Below are 23,487 nucleotides of genomic sequence, written 5' to 3' on the forward strand. Positions count from 1 at the left end.
GAGTCCCCTACGGGTCACCATTTACACATCCCATGGAGGCTTAGCTCAGCTGGGAGAGCATCTGCCTTACAAGCAGAGGGTCGGCGGTTCGATCCCGTCAGCCTCCACCATAAACTTCATATGCCGTTGTAGCTCAACTGGTAGAGCAACTGACTTGTAATCAGTAGGTTGGGGGTTCAAGTCCTCTCGACGGCATGTTATTATTGGGGATTAGCCAAGCGGTAAGGCAACGGACTTTGACTCCGTCATGCCAAGGTTCAAATCCTTGATCCCCAGCCATTTTTATCTTGAGTCATTAGCTCAGTTGGTAGAGCACCTGACTTTTAATCAGGGTGTCGTAGGTTCGAATCCTACATGACTCACCATTTGCCTTTTTTATAATATGCGCGTATGGCGGAATTGGCAGACGCACTAGACTTAGGATCTAGCGGGTGACCGTGGGGGTTCAAGTCCCTCTACGCGCATTAAATCCTCAAACATATTCATATGTCTGAGGTACCCTGCGGAAGTGGCTCAGCGGTAGAGCATCGCCTTGCCAAGGCGAGGGTCGCGGGTTCGATCCCCGTCTTCCGCTCCAATTTAATATGCGCCCTTAGCTCAGCTGGATAGAGTATTTGACTACGAATCAAAAGGTCGGGAGTTCGAATCTCTCAGGGCGCGCCATTCTTCATTATAGGTTATAAACGTATCGGGACGTAGCTCAGCTTGGTAGAGCACCTGCTTTGGGAGCAGGGGGTCGCATGTTCAAATCGTGTCGTCCCGATCATCATTTTTCTAAACTACGCGGGCGTAGTTTAATGGTAGAACTTCAGCCTTCCAAGCTGATCGCGCGGGTTCGATTCCCGCCGCCCGCTTAAAAGAAAGAGCCACCTTCGGGTGGCTTTTTCTTTTGTTTAGGGAATTAACTATAACATGCAAGCCGGTCAGAGGTTTCTAGAATCTTACCAATACATTAATTACCACCGTGGAACGTACGGTTTTTTTTATTTTAATACTATGTGTAGCGATGAGATTGTGGTAAAATATTCTGAAATGAGTTTTTATAGCGACTAGCTTTTGCAGAGAGAAGCATTAATGCATCATAGTGAATAGATGGGGTGGAGAGTAATGGTAGAGAGTGAGATCGTCCTTCAAAAGCAAACTACGAATAACCTACTGCGCAGAGATGTTCGGTTTCTTGGGCACATACTAGGCGAAGTTCTTGTACATCAGGGCGGAAATGATCTGCTGGATGTCGTTGAAAGAATTCGTGAAATGAGCAAGTCGTTAAGAGCACACTATGTCATTGAGATCTATGATGAATTTAAGAAAACGATATCTTCACTAGATCCGGAAATTCGCCATCAAGTAATACGCGCTTTCGCTATATACTTCCAACTAGTTAATATTGCTGAACAAAACCATCGTATTCGCCGTAAGCGTGACTATGAGCGCTCCTCTGGTGAATCTGTACAACCAGGTTCGATTGAAAGCATTGTGCAAGAGCTGAAGAATACGCATATTCCTTATTCCGAGGTGCAAGAAATTCTTAAAGCGATCTCTCTGGAGCTCGTGATGACGGCACATCCAACTGAAGCTATGCGTCGTGCAGTACTAGATATTAACCTGCGTATTTCTGAGGATATGATGAAGCTGGACAACCCTAACCTAACGTACCGTGAACGCGAGAAATTGCGTGAAAAGCTGTTGGGGGAAGTGCTTAATTTGTGGCAAACAGATGAGCTGCGTGACCGTAAACCGACGGTAATCGACGAAGTGCGTAACGGCTTGTACTATTTTGACGAGACGTTATTCGATGTCCTTCCAGAGGTTTATCATGAGCTTGAGCGTTGTTTAAATAAATACTACCCAGAAGACAAATGGCATGTGCCATCCTTCTTGAAATTTGGATCTTGGATCGGCGGAGACCGTGACGGGAATCCATCTGTTAGAGCGAATGTGACGTGGGAAACACTTGGTTTGCACCGTCAGTTGGCTTTGCAGAAATATGAGGAAATTCTGAAGGAATCCCTTGCGCATATGAGCTTCAGTAAGAACATTGTGAATGTGAGCGATGCTTTGATCGATTCGATCCAATGTGATCGTGACGCTATGGGGAATGTACAGGATGTTTGGCGTAATGAGAAAGAACCGTACCGAATCAAAACGACTTATATGATCGAGAAGGTTCATAATACGGGCAATGCCAATGTGCCTGCTGCACAGAAGTACAATACTCCTGAAGAGTTTATTCAAGATTTGCAAGTTATGGAGGCTAGTTTGCGAGCGCACTTTGCAGATTATGTCGCTGATAAATACATTAAGAAGCTGATTCGTCAGGTTGAGCTTTTCGGTTTCCACTTGGCTGCCCTGGATATCAGACAGCACAGTAAAGAACATGAGAATGCGATGACCGAAATTTTGTCCAAAATGGGCATTACACCGGATTACAGCAAGCTTTCGGAAGATGAGAAGATTTCATTGCTAACAAATGTGCTGAATGATCCACGTCCGATCACTTCAACTTATTTGGATTATACGGATAGTACGAAGGAATGCTTAGATGTTTATCGTACAGTAGGTAAAGCTCAGAAAGAATTCGGACGCAACTGTATTAACAGCTACCTGATCTCGATGACGCAAGGTGCAAGTGATATGCTTGAAGTAGTTGTGTTTGCCAAAGAGGCGGGCCTATACCGCAGAGAGAGCGACGGTACGGTAACAAGTACGGTTCAGTCTGTTCCGCTTTTTGAAACGATTGACGACTTGCATGCGGCGCCTGGTATTATGAGCACGTTGTTAGCGATCCCTGCTTACCGAGATAGCCTTGATCCTGAAACACAGCTGCACGAAATTATGCTGGGTTACTCCGACAGTAATAAAGACGGCGGTGTGATTACAGCGAACTGGGAGCTGCGTATGGCGCTTCAGGACATCACAGAAGCAGCGAAGAAATTCGGCGTGAAGTTGAAGTTCTTCCATGGTCGTGGCGGTGCTTTAGGTCGTGGCGGTATGCCACTGAACCGAAGCATTCTAGCACAACCGGTAGAAACGCTTGGTGGCGGCATCAAGATTACGGAGCAAGGTGAAGTCTTATCTTCCCGTTACTCCCTGCAAGGGATTGCTTACCGTAGCTTGGAGCAAGCAACATTTGCGTTGATCACAGCATCCAAGCTGTCCCGTTCCCCGCAAAGACACCCGCTAGAAGACAAGTGGGAGAATATTATGCGTGGCATTTCGGAGCAAGCGCAGACGAAGTATCAAGATCTTATTTTCAGAGACGAAGACTTCTTAACGTTCTTCAAAGAATCCACACCGCTTCCGGAGATTGGTGAGCTCAATATCGGTTCCCGTCCATCCAAGCGTAAAAATAGCGACAAGTTCGAAGATTTGCGTGCGATTCCATGGGTATTCTCTTGGACGCAGACGAGATACCTGCTTCCAGCATGGTATGCGGCAGGTACAGGTTTGCAAAGTTTTGCGCAAGGCAATGATAGCAACCTAGCGGTTCTTAAAGAGATGTATGAGGACTGGTCATTCTTCCGCACCATGATTGATAACCTGCAAATGGCGTTAGCGAAAGCAGATCTTCTAATTGCGAAGGAATACGGCAGCTTGGTTAAGGAATCGGCGATTGCAGAGCGTATTTTCAACTTAATCAAAGAAGAGTATGAGTTGACGTCCTCGATTATTTTGCAAATTACAGGTCAGCAAGAGATTCTGGATAATGTGCCTGTCATTCAAGAATCGATCAAATTGCGTAACCCTTACGTAGACCCACTAAGCTACATGCAGGTTGAACTGCTCACTGAGCTTCGTGCACTAAGAGAAAACAATGAAGATGATGCGATTCTGCTTCGTGAAGTACTACTTACGATTAATGGGATTGCCGCGGGACTTCGGAATACGGGCTGATCCTTACAACAACCTAATAAAAGCAACAGGATGATAAAGTCGGGGGCCTTGCAGCTATGCAGGCAGCTCGGCTTTTCCTGTGATTACGGGAATTGCCCAAAGACAGGAGGTGCGCAGCAGCATGGGGCGATGGTTGGCAATAGTCCTTGTTCTTATTGGAGCTTCAAGCTATGGCTTGCTCTCCTCATTTATTAAAATGGCGTATGATCAAGGCTTCACGGACGGACAGATTACACCTGCTCAAATGACGATGGGAACTCTGTTCGTATGGGTATTGATTCTTTTTCACAAAAAATCATGGGTGAATCCCTTCAAAGGGCCGTGGATTAAGCTTGGATTGATTGGTATTTTTGGATTGTCGTTAACGACGGTTGTTTACAATATTGCGCTGCAAGAGCTCGATGCCTCCCTATGCATTATTCTTCTCTTTCAATTTACGTGGATGACGATCGCCATGGATTGTCTTGTGAACCGTAGATGGCCTAAACGAATGGAAGGGTTTGCGATTGCACTCATTCTGGCAGGGACGATACTTGGTGTGAATGTGTTGGAGACAAACTGGGGAGAGCTTAGCATTCTGGGCATACTATATGGACTTATATCAGCGTTAACCTATAGTATTTTTCTGTTTTTCACGGGACAAGTGGTAAGCTCACTGCCTCCGCTGATGAATTCTGCGATAATGCTCACGGCCGCGTTGCCGGTTATGTATATCTTGTATCCGCCGACGGTCTTTGTTCAAGAAAATGGTGGCATGCTGGTACTATGGGGATTGCTGTTAGGCTTCTTAGGACAGGCTGTACCGACAATTTCATTTAACATCGGCATACCCAAGATCGGTAGTACACTCGCTGCTTTGTTGGGCTCTGTAGAGCTTCCTGTGGCTATCCTCGCTGCGTATCTCCTTATTGGAGAGCCGATTAGCGGGTTACAGTGGGGAGGCATGGGGCTGATTTTAGCAGGAATTATAATTTCTGAAAACAAATCGTAATTTCTGCGTATATATTTAGAAGAGGGAAATTATTTGAGTTTGAATTGTCGAGAAGCCGGAGGAAAATCAAATTGAACTTTGTTGAAGCACGACTGGCTAAGCTGGCCAGAAATGGGGATCGGAATGCTTTTGCGGAGCTCGTAGAGCTCTATAAAGACAAGATCTTTCATTTGGCTTACCGCATGCTGAATAACAAGCAAGAAGCCGAGGATGCCGTGCAGGAAACATTCCTGCGCGTGTATACGAATTTGCATCGCTATGATGAAAATCAGAAGTTTTCTACGTGGATTTTTCGGATTGGGACAAACTTATGCATTGATAAGCTGCGCCGAAGAAAGCAAACGTATTCGCTGGATGCGGAAATGACGGATGGTGAGGGCAATGATTATTATGCAATGCTGCCTAGTGATGAGGACACACCTGAGAAGCAGCTGATTGTATCAGAAACACAGGCACAAATTCACCGAGCGATTGAGACGCTGCCGGAGAAATATAAATCGGTTGTTATCCTCAGGTATCTGCATGATATGTCCCTGCAAGAAATAAGCGATGTGCTCGACATGCCCGTGACGACGATCAAAACGCGTGTACACAGGGGGCGTGAGTACTTACGAAAAAGGCTGGAGCAGGAGGAACAAGTTGTTAGTACAAATCCTGTTCGAAATTGAAACATCTTTGAAATTGAAACGTATGGTATATCACATCATGCAAAAGTCTAAGAAAGGGGTGGCGATATCGTGAATTGTAAAGAAGCCCTCCCGCTCATACATGAATACCTCGACGGTGATTTACCAAAGTCTGAAGCTCTACCGTTGAAAGAGCACTTGATAGCCTGTCAGGCGTGTCATAACACTTTCAAACAATTAGAGAAAACGGATGCTTTGGTTAGAATGCTGCCCTCCATCAAAGTACCTGATACATTAACTGCACAGATTATGAGCGGATTACCACCGATGAAAAAGAAGAATACCTGGACCGATTGGATTCGCAGACATCCTGCTGTATCGGTTGCTGTTGTTTTCGGAACGGTCATGTTCGGAAGCTTCGTTTCAATGTGGGACGACGATAAGAATCTCATGGTGCAGGGAAGTAACCTACAGGATGTCGTTATTCAAGGGGATACAGTGATTGTGCCGCAAGGACATACCGTAAAAGGTGATCTTGTGGTTAAACGCGGTGAACTGAAGGTTGAAGGCGATGTAACGGGGAATGTCGTCGTGATCGATGGGTCGGTCAACCTGGCCTCAACGGCGCATATTTCTGGAGAAGTCAAACAAGTCGATGAAGCATTGAGCTGGGTTTGGTATAAATTAGGTGAGTTCGTAGGAAAAATCACGCCATAAGTGCACGTCCCCTTATAGCTGAGACTATAGGGGGCTTTTTCTATTTTTTATATAGGAAAAATGAACCAATTCTCGTCTGGCGAGTCTAGATAAATAGAAGTATACCTGGGTTTATGTTATGATTCTTTTATAGAGAGAACTTTGTTTAGTCGCCTGGGGGAGAATACAATGGATTTGCTCACGAGCATCTCGGCTAAGGATATCGTCGATATACTCATCGTTAGCTATGTGATTTATAAATTGATCCTATTGGTGCGCGGGACAAGGGCCATTCAACTAATGAAGGGTATCCTCGTAGTTGTCATTATCTGGGTCATTAGTATTTGGTTTCAGTTAAGTACACTCCAATGGATGGTAAATCAAGCATTTACGTTCGGGGTGCTCGGGGTCATCATTATTTTCCAACCTGAGCTGAGAAGAGCCTTGGAACAATTAGGTCGAGGGAAGCTATTCGGCGGCAGATCTTCATCAGAAGAGGATCAAGATGTAAACAAACGAATCAGTGAAGTGATTCGGGCTGCGAATTATTTGGCCAAGCGGAAGATTGGGGCTTTGATTGTTTTTGAGAAAGAGACTGGACTTACCGACTATGTCGAATCCGGGATTGCGATAGAGAGCAAGATCAGCGGAGAGCTGTTAATTAATATTTTTATCCCCAATACGCCTCTTCATGATGGTGCAGTCATTATTCGGCAAGGTCAGCTGATGGCGGCGGGCTGTTATTTACCCCTGTCTGAAAATCCTTTCATTTCGAAGGAGCTTGGGACTCGGCACCGTGCCGCGATTGGTATGAGTGAGGTTTCAGATGCCATGTGTGTGATTGTTTCGGAAGAAACAGGCCAAATTTCATTAACCATGAATGGTCATATTGTGCGGGATATTAAAGAGGAATCGTTGATTTCTAAGCTTTTTGAAGAGTTGAAGCCAAAAACAAAAGCAAATGAAAAGAACCCTTTCTTGAAATGGAGGGGTCGTTCGAATGGATAAATGGTTACGTAATACGAATGTGGTACGGATCGTCGCTCTTGTTATCGGGATTCTGCTATGGGTAGTCGTGCATATGGAAGAGACGAATATATCCGGGAATACACCGCTGCGCGAGCGCGTGGAGACCATTAATAACGTATCGATCACAACGAAATACGATGAAACGCATTACTACATATCGTCGATGTCTCCTGCCAATGTACAGGTGATTCTGAAAGGCAAGGAATCTTCCGTAAAAAAAGTGACGGCAAGCAATTCGTATCAGATTCAGCTCGATTTGACACAGGTCGGTAAAGGCGACCATCAGGTTACACTTACACCAATAGGGATACCCTCGGATGTAGATGTGGAGATCGTTCCTAGAACGGTCCACGTCATCATTGAAGAGCTGCAGATGAAAGAAGTACCTGTGGTCATTAATGTCAAAGGAACGCCTGCAGCAGGCCTTAAAGCGGGACAACCTATTGTGAAGCCAGGTAAGGTGTATATTACGGCACAAACGAGTAAGCTCGATCAGATTGAGAACGTCCGCGGCGAGGTTTCCGTAGATAAAGCGCAATCGGCAGTGACAAAGCAGGTTAGATTGCAGGCTTTTGATAAGGAAGGCAAAGAAGTCACACTGAACATTAACCCTTCGGTTGTGGACGTTGAGGTGCCTATCACAAGTCCGTTCCAAACGATTCCGTTGCAGCTGAAAATAAGCGGTGAACCGCCGAAGGGCTATGCAATCGCCATGGTTACGCAAACCCCAGATAAGGTGACAGTATACGGAGCGCAGGATGTCGTAGATCGCCTGGAGTTCTATCAAGGGCCACAGCTTAGTCTGCAGGATTTGAAGGAAACGAAAGATTTTGCACTGGACATTCCTCTAAGGAATAAAGTAACTCAATTGGATCCTGCGAAGGTAACCGTCCATGTTGAGGTTGTGCCTTCGATCACGAAAGCCGTAGAAAATATACCGATTACGATTATTGGTCAAAATGAGAACTATGTAACCAAAGTTACACAGCCGGCGTCGGCTACCTTGAACATTACGGTAGAAGGGGCTCCTGCCATTATTGACCAATTGAAAGTTCAAGATATTCAAGCGATACTAGATGTTAGTAATTTGCCGCCAGGTAAGCATGAATTGAATGTTACTTTAAATCTGCCTACCTTTGTGAAGCTTGGGCTTCCGCAAGAAGTGAAGGCGATTGTTGAAATCAGCGAGAAAAACGTAAAAGCTACAAATCCATAATGGGGAATAGAGAAAGAGGAGAATACAAAAATGGGGAAATATTTCGGAACAGATGGTGTGCGCGGTGTCGCGAATGGCGAACTCACACCAGAATTAGCTTATAAAGTAGGACGCTGCGGCGGGTTTGTGTTAACAAGACAGGCGAAGCATCCGAAAGTCGTGATCGGGAGAGATACACGAATTTCGGGGCCAATGTTGGAAGCATCCCTTGTAGCAGGATTGTTGTCGATTGGTGTTGAGGTGATTCGAATTGGTGTGGTGAGCACGCCAGCGGTCGCTTATTTGACGAAAAAGCTAGGCGCAGACGCCGGCGTTATGATCTCCGCTTCACATAATCCAGTTGAGGATAACGGGATTAAGTTCTTTGGCGGCGACGGCTTCAAGCTTCTGGATGAAACGGAGCTTGAAATTGAACAGCTGCTGGACGCAGCTGTTGATGAACTGCCTCGCCCAGTTGGCGGCGAGATTGGTACGGTTTCGGATCAGCAAGATGCGAAGCATGCTTATCTAGCGTTCTTGAAGGAGACGGTGTCCAAATCCTTCGCCGGCGTGAAGGTTGTTCTTGATTGCGCGAATGGCTCAGCTTATGAGCTGGCGCCTTTGATTTTCCGCGAGTTGGGAGCGGAAGTGATCACCATCGGCGCAGAGCCGAATGGGCGCAACATCAACGATGATTGCGGCTCCACCCACCCAGAGACGCTTCGTGACGAGGTGGTTAAGCATGGCGCAGCCATCGGGCTTGCTTTTGACGGCGACGCGGATCGATTGATCGCGATCGATGAGAAGGGCGATGAAGTCGATGGCGACTTCATCTTGAGCATTCTTGGCGATGCGCTGAATCGCCAAGGGAAGCTGAACCACGGCACCATCGTGACGACGGTGATGGCGAATATCGGCTTTTTCAAAGGGATCGAAAAAGCGGGCTTGAAGGCTCTGCAAACAGCTGTAGGTGATCGCTACGTGATGGAAGAGATGCGTAAAGGTGGCTACAACCTGGGCGGGGAGCAATCGGGTCATGTTATTTTCCTAGATTACATCTCGACAGGAGATGGGATTCTGACAGCTCTGCAATTGGTGAATACGCTAGTTGAATCTGGGCGTAAGCTTAGTGATTTGAAAGGGATTATGCGGAAATTCCCACAATTGCTCGTTAACATTCGTGTTGCTGACAAGAGCAAGCTGAAGGATAACGCTGTGATCGAGGAAGCGATCCGTAAAGTGGAAGATGAACTCGGCGATAACGGCCGCGTGTTGGTTCGTCCATCGGGTACGGAGTCTTTGATTCGTGTTATGGCTGAAGGCCCAGACAAGGAACAAGTTGAAGCATACGTTCACGACATTGCGAAAGTTATTCAAGAGCAATTGGTATAATCATAGGTTGCTAGTCCCTCATTTTGCTAGAAAATAGCGGGTGGGGGATGAGGCATGCCAAAAACAAGTTGCATTGCGGCATTAAAATGCATATGATGAAGTTACTCAAGAAGGAAAGGCAGGGCAGAGGTTATTCGTATTAAATAGCGCCAGAACTCGCAAGCGGGACGGAAATGTAGTCGAAAGGCTGCTACTACGCGGTGAGTTGACGAGGTGAAGGTGTTCGAAACATTCGGCGGGGACCTTCCGGCACGAGGAGTGCCGTTAAGTTGGAGAGCAAAATCGTTCGGGCGACCGGGCAGACAAGTATCCAACATCTATTAACGTTTTTTTGACATGTACACGTAATGAACGCCCTTATAGATGGTTTATTTATTTATGTTTGATAGTGAATTGAGATCCTTGACAAACAGCCCTTGCAGAAGAGGCTTATAAAAATTTGGAGGTTGTAACTATGTGCGGTATTGTTGGTTATATTGGAAAGCGTAATTCTCAGGAGATTTTATTGGAAGGCCTTAAAAAGCTAGAGTACAGAGGCTATGATTCTGCTGGGGTTGCGGTGTATACGGCGGATGGTTTGCAAATTAAGAAGGCCAAGGGCCGTATTGCGAACCTCGAGTCGAAGCTGGGTGAAACGCCGTTGAACGGAAGTGTTGGGATCGGGCATACACGCTGGGCGACACATGGTAAGCCGTCAGATGTGAATTCACATCCACACACCGATAATTCTTTGAAATTCTCCGTTGTGCATAACGGTATTATTGAGAATTATATTACGCTGAAAGAAGAGTTGATCGCGAAGGGCCATGTTTTCGTATCGGAGACGGATACAGAGGTTATTTCGCATTTGATCGCGAGTTTGTACGAGGGAGATATCCTTAAAGCCGTTCAAAAAGCCGTGAAGCACATGACAGGTGCGTTTGCGCTTGGTGTTTTGACAGAGTTCGAACCTGACCGTCTCGTAGCTGTGCGTCAAGCTAGCCCGTTGATTATCGGTATTGGCGAAGGCGAGAACTTCATTGGTTCAGATATTCCAGCGATTCTAGAGTATACACGTAATGTGTTTATTCTCAATGATGGCGAAATGGCGCTATTAACGCGGGATGCTGTCGAATTAATGACTTTAGAGGGGAATTTTATTTCCAGGGAAATGTTCCATGTCGATTGGGATATTGTTACGGCGGAAAAAGCCGGATTTGATCATTTCATGTTGAAGGAAATTTATGACCAACCGAAGGCGTACCGCGATACGATGGGAAGTCGTATTTCACCTGACGGTAAGAGCGTCACGTTGAATGAGCTGTCGATTACGCCAGAGGCGATTCGCAACATCAGCCGTGTGCATATCGTGGCTTGTGGAACGGCGTTCCATGCTGGTATGGTTGGGAAATATGTCATTGAGAAAATGGCGCGTATTCCGGTGGAAACGGATGTAGCGTCTGAATATCGTTATCGTTCCCCGATTATCACAAAGGATACGCTTGTCATTGTTGTGAGCCAATCCGGTGAAACGGCGGATACGTTGGCGGCACTTCGTGAAGCGAAACGTTGTGGCGCACACGTGCTGGCGATTACGAATGTTGTAGGAAGCTCTGTTGCACGTGAAGCGAACGATATCATTACAACATGGGCTGGACCGGAAATTGCGGTAGCTTCGACGAAAGCGTACACGTCGCAATTGATCGCGTTCTACCTGCTTGGTCTGCATTTGGCCCAAACACTAGGCACGCAAACGCCTGAGGAAATTGCTGAAGTGATTACAGCGATGAAGGAGCTGCCTGCGCAAGTTAGTGAGATTTTGGAGCAAGCAGAAGCATTGAAGGTTGTTGCTGAAGAGATGGCGAAGCATGATAATCTGTTCTTCATCGGCAGAGGCTTGGATTATGCGGTAGCGCTAGAAGGCTCTTTGAAGTTGAAAGAGATCTCATACATTCACTCCGAGGCGTACGCAGCGGGTGAGTTGAAGCACGGCACACTTGCGCTGATCGAGGATGATATTCCGGTGATCGCGTTAGCGACACAGCATGAGCTGTTGGAGAAAACTGTGAGCAACATTAAAGAAGTGAAGGCGCGCGGCGCGAATGTGCTGGGTATTGCGGTGGAAGGCGAAATGGAGCTGCAGAAGTCGGTAGACAGCACGTTCATTATTCCGAAGACGTTGGATGTGTTAACACCTGCGTTGTCTGTAATTCCGTTGCAGTTGCTCTCTTACTACGCGTCATTGGCGCGTGGGAATGATGTGGATAAGCCGAGGAATTTGGCGAAGAGTGTGACGGTGGAGTAGGTAGAAGCTGATTCGTTTATTGTGTGGTAAGCAGAAGATCCTGAGAGAATTCTCAGGGTCTTTTTTATTAATGTAAACAATGATTCTTTACTGAACATTCTTAAACATGTATGATAGCAGGGAAAGGAGGTTATCCAATATGGCAAGGCCTAAAGAGTTTGATCAAGAAGCTGCGTTAGATAAAGCCTTGGAGCTGTTCTGGGAGAAAGGATACGAAAGAACATCCATTCAAGACTTGGTGGAGCATACAGGTGTTCATCGCGGGAGCTTGTATGATACGTTTGGGGATAAGCATAAGTTATTCTTAACTTGCTTGGACCGTTTCCGAATGGTAGCGAAGGAACGTGTATACTACATCCTGGAAGAGGATGGTGAGCCCAAGGAGGTTTTGCAGCGTTTCTTTACGAAGTTGATCGACCTGTCCCTTGATGATGAGAAGCAGCGTCGCGGATGCTTTGTGGCAAACACGGCAATGGCCCTAGGCAGTAGTGACCCCGTTGTATCGCTGCGCGTGGAAGCATACATGCTCGACATGGAAACGTGGTTCTACCATTTCCTAATTCGGGCCCAACAAAAAGGGGCTCTGAAGAGTAAGTTTGGTATTCGTGAGCTTGCTCGGTTTCTTGTAAATACAAGGCACGGTCTGCAAGTTTTGGCCAAAACAGCAACAGATCGCAGAGTGTTGGAAGATGCTGCTGCGGTGGCTATGTCCATCTTAATGTAATAGATGCCATAGTCGCCGGTGTTTCATTGCAAATTAAAGAACGAACATTCTTTAAAAAATCCCATTTTCCCACAAGTATAATACGATTGCTTAGATGTATTCCTATTTGCATAAGGAATGGTTAGAAATAGTTATTGACCGGACGTTCTTAAATGGAGTATGCTGTATTGCGTAGGAGAGATGCAGAAAACTTGGAATGAACGAGCGTTAAATATCCATTGAATTCTAAGGAATCCATGCTTGTAAGTAGGTATTTTTTTATCTTTTTAAAGAACGGTCATTCTTAAATATATCATCTCATGAAGAGGGGACATTATTATGAACATCACAAATCAAATTGCGTTAGTCACTGGAGCGAACAGAGGACTTGGCCGTCAATTAGCGCTTGAACTGATCTCTAGAGGGGCTAAAGTGTATGCAGGTGCTAGAAACCCAGAAACTATAGATATTCCTGGTGCAATTCCGCTCCAATTAGATATTACGGATCCGAATTCGGTAGCCGCGGCAGCGGAAGTGGCAAAGGATGTGACCTTGTTGATTAACAACGCAGGATCATCCACCGGTGCTTCGCTGCTTGAAGGTGATTTAGATAACATTCATCTTGAATTTGATACACATGTGTTCGGTACACTCGCCATGGTCCGTACATTTGCACCGATTATGGAGCGCAATGGCGGAGGGAGCATTCTGAACGTACTATCAGTCTTGTCCTGGTTCAGCTTCGGAAGCGCTGGCGCTTATACGGCGGCTAAAGCAGCAGAGTGGGGATTGACGAACGTATTGAGATTGAATTTGGCTCCTCGCAACATAAGAGTTTCCAGTCTGCACGTGGGGTTCATGGATACAGATATGACTGCGAATATTCAAGCACCGAAAGCTAATCCTACGGATATCGCCAAAATTGCTATTGCGGGCATTGAAGCCCACAGTTATGAGATTGTAGCCGACGATACGAGTCGTAAAGTGCAGAAAGACCTTGCAGGTGGAGTTTTGAGCATGTACCCACAATTATTCCAAGCCAACGAGTAAACCATATAACGCCTGAATTATGTAAGTAAAAAATACGTATCGTGAAGGAGGAAAGTTAATGAAAACAATGTCATCGAAAGCGGCATTCTGGGCTGTAGCCTGGATCCTGACCATCAGCTTGTGGGCCAGTACTGCTCCTTCGATTGTTTTCCCTATTTATGCGTCGCAGTGGCATCTATCTAAGGCGGTAACGACAGGTATTTTTGCATCGTCTCCGATCGTACTTATTCTGGTCCTCATTCTCTTAGGGAACATTTCTGATTACATTGGCCGTCGGAACACGTTATTGATCGGACTTACTTTTCTACTCATAGGCGCATTAGCATTCGCTTCAGCACCGAGCGTGTTTTGGCTGTTTGCTGGTCGTATACTGCAAGGTATTGGGGTTGGACTCACGGCAGGGTCTGGTGCCGCAGCACTTGTAGAATTTAATCCGACATCCAATAAGAAATTTCCGGGATCAATCAACACAATCACACAGGCCTTCGGTCTTTTCCTTGCAACGATTATAGGTGCAGCTCTCATTAAATATGCCCCATCGCCGCTGCACTTCAGTTATTGGGTTTTGACCGCCATTGTATCCTTCAGCATAATCCTATGCTTGTTTATTCCCCAAAATAAAACACCGGAATCAGTCCGGAAAACTGGCTGGAAGCCGCAAGGCATTCAAATCCCGCCAGGACAATGGGGACTATATGCATTAGCTGCATTAGCAGCAGGAACGGGTTTCGCAAACGGTGCAGTATTTTTATCGCTAGGAGCCCAAATCGCACGTGATGTCGTCGGAACGAATGACATTCTTGTTATTGGAACTGTTCTGTCGATTTCGTATCTGCTGGCCGCGGTTAGCGCTACAATTGCAGGGCGCTTGAGCCCTAGGACGTCGATTCGAGCTGGTATGATCTCCGTCTTTTTAACAGTGGTTATGTTGGTTACCGCTTCAGAGTTGCATTCCTTCGTTCTGTTTGTCATCTCGGCGATCCTCGGCGGACTTGGCTATGGCTTCTCTGCAGCAGGTGGAATCGGGATTGTCGTTATCAACTCGTCTGCTCAGTATCGCGTACAGTTTATCTCCGCTGTGCTGGTCGTCGCCTATTTGTTCCAAGGCCTTAGTGCATACGGTGGCGGGGTGGCTTCGACGGCCTACGGCTTCAGCAGCGCGATATGGATTCTGTCGATCATTGTGGCATTCCTTGCACTCCTTACCTTATTTCTTTCGATGAAAAACCGTATGGCTGTGGTGACAGCACCTGTAACCCCTAAGCCGATTGGATGATATGTATACAACAATTAGTTCCATCGTTATATTTCTCTGAAGCGAAAACTATTTTATCGAAGAGGAATCCTTTATTGGCAGGATCATTTGCGGAGGTTAACTGTTTTTTGAACTACTAAGATCAAACATATAAATACTTAATATCCCCTTGAATAAACACTCAGAAAAACCTAATGAAATAGGAGGAATGAGTGAAATTGAAGGGGATATTTTGTGTGACGTGAAAAGGGTACCATTGGCGAGTTAAGGAAGAATGTAAGTTAGACGCAACTCAGGGGAGGAGACAATTGCTGTCGTTCGTATTTCTAGCGTCTAATGCCTTGTTTGGAGATGTCATGTAACAAGCTTTTACTAGTTTTCTCAAATCGTATGGGGAACAACTCCACTTTCTCCGAAGCTAATTTCTTCAATTCAGGAAAGACAGAGGAGGAAGCATAAATTTTGTCCGAATGCTGCAAGACACTATCCAATTTTTCTTGTTCATCCCAGCCTAATATCCCACAATGTATGTGCTGAATGCCCGCGTCACGAACCTGGCTCGCCATCCATTCTCCGCCAGTCTTGCCAAGGCAAACAAACGTGACGTTAGTATCCAATTCTAGCCTGGAAATTTGGAGGAGACAGGAAGTGTCCACTGTTGTGCCAACAACAACTATTTTTTTGTCATAGCAGGCGAAGCGGGATCTAACCTCATCTTCGTGAATCAAGGTTGTGATGATGAAATGAGCGTGGCGTAGTACTTCGTCAGCCTCATCCCCATTTGGGTCCGGATCCTCTAGAAAGAGCAACGTCACGGTACCATCTGTCGCTTGTTCAATAGCCTCACGGAGGAAATGATGATCATGCCCTTTGCATTCGACCAATACAATATGTAATTTTCCTTGGGATCGAGGAGTGTTCAACAGAACATAAGCGAGACTGGCCGTGAAAAGTTGCTGTAAATCGTGGCCTGTGGAGATAGCTTCACGAATGGTCTTCTCCAACAGCTTCTGCATAGACAGCCGTTCCTTTCGGAGCCGCTCTGTTTGGGGCCCGTCTACAACCTGTGTACCCCGCCCCCTTTGCATGGTGACAAGCCCTTCATAACGAAGTTGAGTAAACGCATTATTAATCGTATTTAGATTAAGCCCTAATTCATCGGCCAATTGGCTTGTAGAGGGAAGCATATCGCCAGGCTCGATTTGGCCAATGCCAATCAGCCATTTTAATTGTTCCTTGATTTGCGTATTCATATTAAAAACTAGATCGGGAGCTACTCGAAGTGGCAGCTTTTTTTCGTCCATGAATGATCACCTTTTCTCTAGCTTGACAAGCTATATTATATCGCATCGGTAGATAAAATAAAAACAAGATTCCCTAGAATCTGACATGGAAAGAAAGGTGTAAAAGACTAAATAACTAGTTAAATATGTATTTATATGTTATGCTACGGGTAGTTTTCTGTTATCAAAAGGATGAAGCTTTATTATAACGAAAGTCACCATCGCTGTTCCCCCTATTTGCGAACGTGTCTCGTTGGAGCTTGAACAGTCAGGACAGAAAAGAAAAGGATGAAGACATCATGGGTGTTTGCAATTGTCCGGTATGCCAAGTAGGCGTTGTTGAAAATGTTGGTTACTTTGAACTAAAGGAAGGACCGCTGGAATTCAAGTTTAGTCAATTTCCACCACCTGAAAAAGCAACGATAACGATTGGAATTTGTAGTCGAGGAGCATGTCAGTATGTGGGGATGGGGGCAACTCCAAAGTCTCGATCTCTTGCCAAATGTTCCGCGAGCGACCTAATTTTATCGATGGCTAAACATTCACCACAGGAATAGTGATTAAGTACATTAGTCTTGAATGGTAAAAAGTACCAGTGAAAATATGCTGGTTCTGTTTCCGTGTGTCCTAGTCTTGTTAGCGAAAACCTAAGAAAAATGCCAGTTCAGTTATTTACAAAAAAAATATAATATAGATTTTACATACAAAAATAGAATTTAATAGGCAATTATACCCATTAATTTACATAAGCTCGTTTGATGGGATGTAACGCGATGAGAACAGCGTACAACTCGGATTGATGGCTCAATCTCGGCGGAAATAATGAACCGAAAATTGCATTTCAATGTTTTCCTCCTACAGATTAGTTGGACTAGCAGGCACGAAACCCTAGGTAGATCTGCTCATTGTTTTATTTTCCCAGTGCAGAATATAATCAGGCTGTGAAAACCAGTCGACAAAATTTGCGCGAAAAGATTCGTTTTGACAATGACTGCAATCACAGCTTGACCCCCATAGGGGCAACATCTTAAGGAGGAAAAATTGGTATGGCATTGCATGCTAGAAGGATTCGCAAGAAATTTTTTCAGATTATTTCTTTATCGATCGCTTCATCCATGGCACTTAGCGTATTTAGCGTGGTACCTATCCCAAAGGCGACTGCCGCAAAGGCTGCTGGTACTTCGCATCTAATTTCGTATGAGGGAGCAGCTTACGCTTCATCGATGGAGGGAGGATTAACGCCCGACAAAGCGGTAGATGGCGTCAAGGACTCTCGCTGGGGCAGCGCCTTTAGTGCAGATCCGCAGTGGATTTATGTTGACCTTGGTGCTGAGGCAACCATTGACCAAGTTGTTCTCCGTTGGGAGAACGCCTATTCCAAATCCTATAAGATTCAAGTTTCCGACGATGAGGCACAGTGGAAAGATATTTACGAAAACATCACCGGTGACGGAGGCGTGGACACGATTTCGCTAACAGGATCTGGGCGTTACGTACGTATGCTGTCTCTCGAACGCGCTGGAAATTATGGTGTTTCTCTCTATGAATTTGAGGTTTACGGTACAGGCGGAACTAACCCTCAGCCCATTGTTCTTGGTGAGGATGTCGCTTTAAATAAACCTGTTGTCGCTTCCTCCTACCAAATTGCTGAAAAAGATAAACCCCTTATGATCCCGCAGCATGCTGTAGACGGGGATATGAAGACGCGATGGTCATCTCACGATACAAGTGATGAGTGGATTTATGTTGATTTGGAAAGTGTTCGCACTATCGGGCGTATTAGATTGCAATGGGAAAACGCAGCAGGTAGGATCTACGACCTTCAAGTATCTGATGATGCCGTCAATTGGAAGACGATTTACAGAGAAATGAATGGGCGAGAAGGTTTAATGGACACACCTGTATATGCCAGTGGCCGTTATGTGAGAATGAAAGGAATTAGCAGGACGACTAGTTTTGGCTACTCTCTATTCAATTTCTCTGTATATGATTACGTGCCAGGGGATCCCCAGCCGGTTTATACCATTCCGACATTGCCGACTGCCTCTACAGTTAACGTTGGAAAGGGCAGTTATTTAACAAATGATGTTTCAATGCCGCAGCCTAGACCACCGGTCAATAAAACGGATAATGTCGCTGCACCGATTGCTTCTAACGATTGGTGGCAGTCCGTATTGATTAAAGATTTGAGTGACAGTCTAATCACGCTTCCGCTTAAATCCAAATATACCAATCAAGGTCTTAGCATCCTGAACCCCGGCGCGGGTTGGGTGGATGAGAGTGGGAATTCGCAGTATGCAGGCGGAGATCCCGATGTTTACTTGATGTCAGGTAATATCAGTGCATCCCGCATAAAGAACAAAATATCCGGGTACAGCGACTGGGCTGCCACTGTTGTGTTAAGCGACAACGAGACCGACAAAATGAAAACAACGTTTGTCAAAGGTTCGCCTTATCTATACTCCGAGTTCAGCGACCCATCAACACCGGAATTATACTTCCCTGCTACAACGCGGTTTTTCGATGACAGCAATAACGAGATCCTTGCGTCTGAAGGCGCTTCTGTAAAGACGGACCATATCGGGTTCACCGTCACCAACAAGGATGGCGCTCCGAAACCGCAAACCGTAACTCGAAACTACGGTCTGTTCGCACCTGAAGGTTCTACTTTTACGAAAGTCGGAGGCAAAATTAAGATTCGACTTGGCAATGGGCAAAATTATTTGTCCTTCGCTACGATTCCAGCAGCTGTTGATTTGAACTACTTCTATCAACATGCTTACGCCTTCGTCACGAATACGATGGTCACTCCGAGCTTTAACGAGAATACTTCGGATGTCACGACCAAGTTCGAAGTCACGATCGATCAGAAGCGGGCTGATTTGGCACCAACGACTTTGATGACATTACTTCCCCATCAATGGAAGTTGACGGATTCATCGCTTACAAATCTTACTTATTCGTCCATTCGGGGGACATTGAAGCTGCATGAAGGCAACTCTTTTACCACGGTAGACAAATTCTACGGGATTGTGCCTCAGTTTACGGAACCAGGGGATCCTACATACTCGCGCGATGCCTTGTTAGAGCAATTAGACTTCCTAGATGAGTCGACCTCCAAAAATATAATGGCCGGCGATGCGTATTGGCAAGGAAAAGTACTTCATCCTTTGGCTATGGGCGTATTGATCGCTGATCAAATCGGCGACACGTATTATAAAAATGTTTTCCTAAGCAGATTGAAAACGATACTAACCGACTGGTATACGTATACGAAGGGCGAACCGGAATACTTCATGTATTACGATCCAACCTGGGGTACCATGTATTACAAATCCAGTGAATTCGGTGCAAACACAGGCCTAACGGACCACCATTTTACGTATGGTTATTACGCGTTTGCTTCCGCTATTCTAGCGACTTATGATCAGGATTTCAAAGACAATTATGGCAGCATGGTGGAGCACCTTATTCGGGATTATGCTAACCCATCCAAAAACGATCCACTCTATCCATTCCTTCGTAACTTCGATCCGTATGAAGGCCATTCATGGGCTGGCGGATATGGGGACAATAACAGCGGGAATAACCAAGAAGCAGCGGGAGAAGCACTCTTCGGTTGGGTTGGGGAATACATGTGGAGCTTGCTTTCAGGCAGTAAGGCAGACCGCGATATCGCCATTTATGGCTTTACGACTGAACTAAAGGCGGTAGAGCAATATTGGTTCAATTATGACAATGACAACTGGCTGCCAGGGTTTAAGCACAAATCGGTCGGTCAAGTATACGGAAGTGCGTATAATTTTGGCACCTTCTTCAGCGGAGATCCTGTTAATGTATACGGCATCCATTGGCTGCCTACTGGCGAATATTTGACAAGCTATGGCTTTGATACCCAAAAGGCAGCGGACTTGTACAATGGATTCGTGAAGGATAATAAGGGACCTGAGACGGCTTGGCAGCATATCGTGTGGCCAATCCAGTCACTTAGCGACCCACAAGGCGTTCTAAACAAATGGACGATTGAAGGTACTCAGAAGAATGAAATTTTCGACACCTATTGGTTCGTACATAACATGGCCACTATGGGTCAGCGTTCCAATGAGATCTGGGCGACTGAATGGTCTGGGGCGACTGTATATAAAAAAGGTACAACCTATTCATCTATGATTTGGAACCCAACGAATGTGCCTGTTACGGTCAATTTCCGCAACGCAGCTGGCATAACAGGTTCGGCTATCGTAGGTCCGAAAATGCTTGTGAAAGTGGATCCGACGAAAGTTAGTGATAAGAATGCAAAAATAGCTCCACAAGTAACGGCGGATTCTTCACAGAATACGACAGGGCAAGCGATCGAATTGACCTATGCGGACAATGAGGCATGGAGAAATGCGATTAACATCGTGAAGGTCAACGGAAACGTTGTGGCTGCTTCGAAATATAACGTAGTACCAGGTAAAATTACCTTGGATTCAAGCTTATTTGTAGAGGAAAACAGCTATACCATTACGATTTCAGCGGATGGATATCCGGATGCTACGATTCAGCAAAATGTCATCACGAGTTCAACGGTTAACCTTGCTCTGAACAAACCTACCCTTACTTCGGAGAAAGCGAACAAAGCGGGCACTTTTGCCGTAGATGGAAAGTTGGATACGCGTTGGGAGTCTGATTTCAACGATCCACAGTTCATTACGGTTAATCTGAAATCAGAATATAAAATTAGCCATGTACGCTTGAACTGGGAAAATGCAGCGGGTAAAAGCTATACCGTTGAGGTTTCCAAGGATGGGGAATCATGGAAAACTGTGTATACCACAACACGCGGACATGAAGGGATCAGCGACATCACGTTCCCGGCTGTGGACGCAAGATATGTCAAAGTGAACGGTACGAAACGAACAACCGCATACGGCTATTCCCTGTGGGAATTCGAAGTGTTCGGTACCCCTTCGGGTGTTCTGGACACACCGGAATTAACGCCAGATACGACGATGAACAGTGTCGGTCAGCCGATTGACATCACGTTTACCGAAGATATAGCTTGGCGTGGTGCGATCAACTCTGTGAAGATAAATGGAACAGAATTGAACAGTGGTCAATATAAGTTTGCTCCAGAAAAAATGACGTTGGATGCTTCTTTATTCCCAGAGGTTGGCACCTACGAGATCACGATTGAAGCCAAAGGTTATACTAACGCTGTCGTTCAGCAATTTGTTATTACGAACTCAACAGTGAACCTTGCGCTAAACAAACCAACGATCACTTCCGCGGACCCGGGGCAAGCCGGTAATAAAGCGGTTGACGGAAACAAGGATACGAGATGGGAGTCGGCGTTCAGCGATCCTCAATTCATAACGGTTGATTTGGGCTCAGAGTACAAAGTAAGCCGTGCGCTTCTGAATTGGGAAAATGCCGCAGGCAAGAGTTATACGATTCAGGTTTCCCTAGACGGCTCCAGTTGGAAAACCATGTATACTACAACTTCTGGTAAACCAGGGATCAACGACATTTCGTTCTCACCTGAGAGCGCAAGATACGTGAAAATGAACGGCACAACACGGACAACTGCATATGGCTATTCGTTGTGGGAATTCGAAGTATACGGTAACCCGTCCGATGTACTAGCATCCCCTACAATGATCGCAGATACGACGATGAATAAGGTCGGTCAACCGATCGAGATCACCTTCGCGGACGATGCGGCATGGAGACATGGAATTAACGCAGTGAAGCTTAACGGAACGATTTTGCCTGCTGCACAGTATAGCGTTGCATCTGGGAAACTAACTTTGGATGCCTCCTTATTTGCAGAAGCCGGTAGCTATACGATCAGCATTCAGGCATCTGGTTTTAACGATGCTATCGTGCAGCAGGAAGTGATCACGAACACGAACCTGTCACTTAATCTTGCTTTGAACAAACGAACAATCACATCTGAGAGCCCTCTTCAAGGCGGCAATAAAGCGGTGGATGGAAATAAAGGCTCACGCTGGGAGTCTGCATTCAGCGATCCTCAGTTTATCACGGTTGATTTGGGTACAGAGATGATCATCAATTATGTGCGTTTGAACTGGGAAAATGCAGCGGCAAAGAGCTATACGCTAGAGGTTTCCTTGGATGGCGTAACTTGGAAGACTGTCTATGCAACAACAACAGGTAAAGCCGGAATCGACAATCTTACATTTGCTCCAGAGAGCGCAAGATATGTCAAGATGAGTGGTACGACACGGACAACGCAATATGGCTATTCGCTTTTTGAATTTGAAGTGTACGGCAGCGCCGAGAGTGCACCAACCGTACCAGTAACAACACCTGAAATAACGGCTGATACGACGAAGAATACGATTGGTCAGCCAATTGAGATCACCTATGTGGACGATGTGGCATGGCGAGAGGCTATCCAAACAGTGAAGGTAAACGGCGCAATGTTAAACGCGCCGCAATATAACGTAACACCGGGGAAAATCACCCTAGATGCCTCCTTGTTTACAGAAGCCAGCAGCTACACGATCAGCGTTCAGGCAACTGGCTATGGCGAAGTTTCGGTTCAGCAGGAAATCACGCCGAATTTGGCAGTTAATCTTGCTTTGAACAAGCCGACGTTCACCTCCGAAAATCCACTGCGAGGTGGCATTGATGCGGTAGATGGAAATAAAGGCTCACGCTGGGAATCCGCATTTAGCGATCCGCAATGGATAAGCATTGATCTGGGAGCAACGGTCTCGATTAGTAGTGTAGTTTTAAACTGGGAAAATGCTTCGGCCAAAGCCTATACAATCGAAGTATCCACAGATGGCGAGTCATGGACACCCGTGTATGCAACGACAACCGGAAAAGGCGGCATTGCTAGCATAAACTTCAGCCCAACCAACGCCAGGTATGTAAAAATGAACGGTACGCAACGTAATACGCAATATGGCTACTCTTTATGGGAAATGGAAGTCTATCAATAACGAAGAGTATGTTAGTCAAATGGCAAGGCAACACAGAAAGGGACCGGAGGCACTTGAAAGAAGTGCACCCGGTCCCTTTCACTTACGGAATCGGATCTTATAGATGTAATGCCTAAGTGCCGCTTTTGCCAAT

The 23,487-nt window shown here is 45.8% G+C and carries 13 protein-coding genes and 9 tRNA genes; 21 read left to right on the forward strand and 1 reads right to left on the reverse strand.

The genetic code is table 11. From position 1 onward, the window contains the following. Positions 1-34 precede the first annotated feature (34 nt). The 20 genes from AC58QC_RS27940 to AC58QC_RS28035 all read left to right on the forward strand — a co-directional run bounded on the left by AC58QC_RS27940 (position 35) and on the right by AC58QC_RS28035 (position 15,136). Positions 35-110 (forward strand) — tRNA-Val (locus AC58QC_RS27940). A gap of 12 nt (positions 111-122) precedes the next feature. Beyond that, a tRNA-Thr gene (locus AC58QC_RS27945) sits at positions 123-195 on the forward strand. A gap of 9 nt (positions 196-204) precedes the next feature. After that, positions 205-279 (forward strand) — tRNA-Gln (locus AC58QC_RS27950). Positions 280-289: 10 nt separating this feature from the next. Next, positions 290-365: transfer RNA gene (locus AC58QC_RS27955), tRNA-Lys, on the forward strand. A gap of 19 nt (positions 366-384) precedes the next feature. Next, positions 385-464, forward strand: a tRNA-Leu gene (locus AC58QC_RS27960). Between the two features lie 38 nt (positions 465-502). Further along, a tRNA-Gly gene (locus AC58QC_RS27965) sits at positions 503-577 on the forward strand. Positions 578-586: 9 nt separating this feature from the next. Then, positions 587-663, forward strand: a tRNA-Arg gene (locus AC58QC_RS27970). A gap of 26 nt (positions 664-689) precedes the next feature. After that, positions 690-763, forward strand: a tRNA-Pro gene (locus tag AC58QC_RS27975). Positions 764-783: 20 nt separating this feature from the next. Beyond that, positions 784-854: transfer RNA gene (locus AC58QC_RS27980), tRNA-Gly, on the forward strand. A 253-nt stretch (positions 855-1,107) separates the two neighbouring features. Then, the gene (gene ppc, locus AC58QC_RS27985; RefSeq protein WP_497418306.1) at positions 1,108-3,894 is read left to right on the forward strand and encodes a phosphoenolpyruvate carboxylase; all 2,787 of its coding nucleotides are present in this window, start codon (positions 1,108-1,110) and stop codon (positions 3,892-3,894) included. A gap of 121 nt (positions 3,895-4,015) precedes the next feature. Further along, entirely contained in the window at positions 4,016-4,885 is an 870-nt protein-coding gene (locus AC58QC_RS27990; protein WP_497418307.1) for a DMT family transporter, read from the forward strand. A 71-nt stretch (positions 4,886-4,956) separates the two neighbouring features. Beyond that, positions 4,957-5,553: an RNA polymerase sigma factor SigW gene (sigW, locus tag AC58QC_RS27995; RefSeq protein WP_497418308.1), complete on the forward strand. Its 597-nt coding sequence runs from the start codon at positions 4,957-4,959 to the stop codon at positions 5,551-5,553. 69 nt (positions 5,554-5,622) lie between these two features. Next, positions 5,623-6,228 carry a zf-HC2 domain-containing protein gene (locus AC58QC_RS28000; protein ID WP_497418309.1) on the forward strand — a complete coding sequence of 202 codons (606 nt, stop codon included), beginning with the start codon at positions 5,623-5,625 and terminating at the stop codon, positions 6,226-6,228. A gap of 168 nt (positions 6,229-6,396) precedes the next feature. Further along, positions 6,397-7,215: a diadenylate cyclase CdaA gene (gene cdaA / locus AC58QC_RS28005; protein WP_497418310.1), complete on the forward strand. Its 819-nt coding sequence runs from the start codon at positions 6,397-6,399 to the stop codon at positions 7,213-7,215. Further along, on the forward strand, positions 7,208-8,452 hold the full coding sequence (locus AC58QC_RS28010) for a CdaR family protein (protein WP_497418311.1): 1,245 nt from the start codon (positions 7,208-7,210) through the stop codon (positions 8,450-8,452). Before cdaA ends, AC58QC_RS28010 begins: the two co-directional genes overlap by 8 nt. Positions 8,453-8,482: 30 nt before the next feature. Then, complete coding sequence (glmM, locus tag AC58QC_RS28015) at positions 8,483-9,823, forward strand: phosphoglucosamine mutase (protein WP_497418312.1); 1,341 nt, start codon at positions 8,483-8,485, stop codon at positions 9,821-9,823. 454 nt (positions 9,824-10,277) lie between these two features. Then, entirely contained in the window at positions 10,278-12,107 is a 1,830-nt protein-coding gene (gene glmS / locus AC58QC_RS28020; RefSeq protein WP_497418313.1) for a glutamine--fructose-6-phosphate transaminase (isomerizing), read from the forward strand. 139 nt (positions 12,108-12,246) lie between these two features. After that, positions 12,247-12,831 carry a TetR/AcrR family transcriptional regulator gene (locus tag AC58QC_RS28025; RefSeq protein WP_497418314.1) on the forward strand — a complete coding sequence of 195 codons (585 nt, stop codon included), beginning with the start codon at positions 12,247-12,249 and terminating at the stop codon, positions 12,829-12,831. Between the two features lie 318 nt (positions 12,832-13,149). Further along, positions 13,150-13,860 carry an SDR family oxidoreductase gene (locus tag AC58QC_RS28030; protein WP_497418315.1) on the forward strand — a complete coding sequence of 237 codons (711 nt, stop codon included), beginning with the start codon at positions 13,150-13,152 and terminating at the stop codon, positions 13,858-13,860. 58 nt (positions 13,861-13,918) lie between these two features. Then, positions 13,919-15,136, forward strand: coding sequence for an MFS transporter (locus AC58QC_RS28035; RefSeq protein WP_497418316.1), 1,218 nt, complete (start codon positions 13,919-13,921; stop codon positions 15,134-15,136). A gap of 305 nt (positions 15,137-15,441) precedes the next feature. Here AC58QC_RS28035 and AC58QC_RS28040 read toward each other — a convergent pair whose 3' ends face one another. Beyond that, positions 15,442-16,419: a GntR family transcriptional regulator gene (locus AC58QC_RS28040; protein WP_497418317.1), complete on the reverse strand. Its 978-nt coding sequence runs from the start codon at positions 16,417-16,419 to the stop codon at positions 15,442-15,444. A gap of 1,025 nt (positions 16,420-17,444) precedes the next feature. Here AC58QC_RS28040 and AC58QC_RS28045 point away from each other — a divergent pair. Beyond that, the gene (locus tag AC58QC_RS28045; protein WP_497418318.1) at positions 17,445-23,354 is read left to right on the forward strand and encodes a galactose-binding domain-containing protein; all 5,910 of its coding nucleotides are present in this window, start codon (positions 17,445-17,447) and stop codon (positions 23,352-23,354) included. Positions 23,355-23,487: the final 133 nt, after the last annotated feature.

The sequence above is a fragment of the Paenibacillus sp. J22P51 genome, assembly GCF_059692215.1.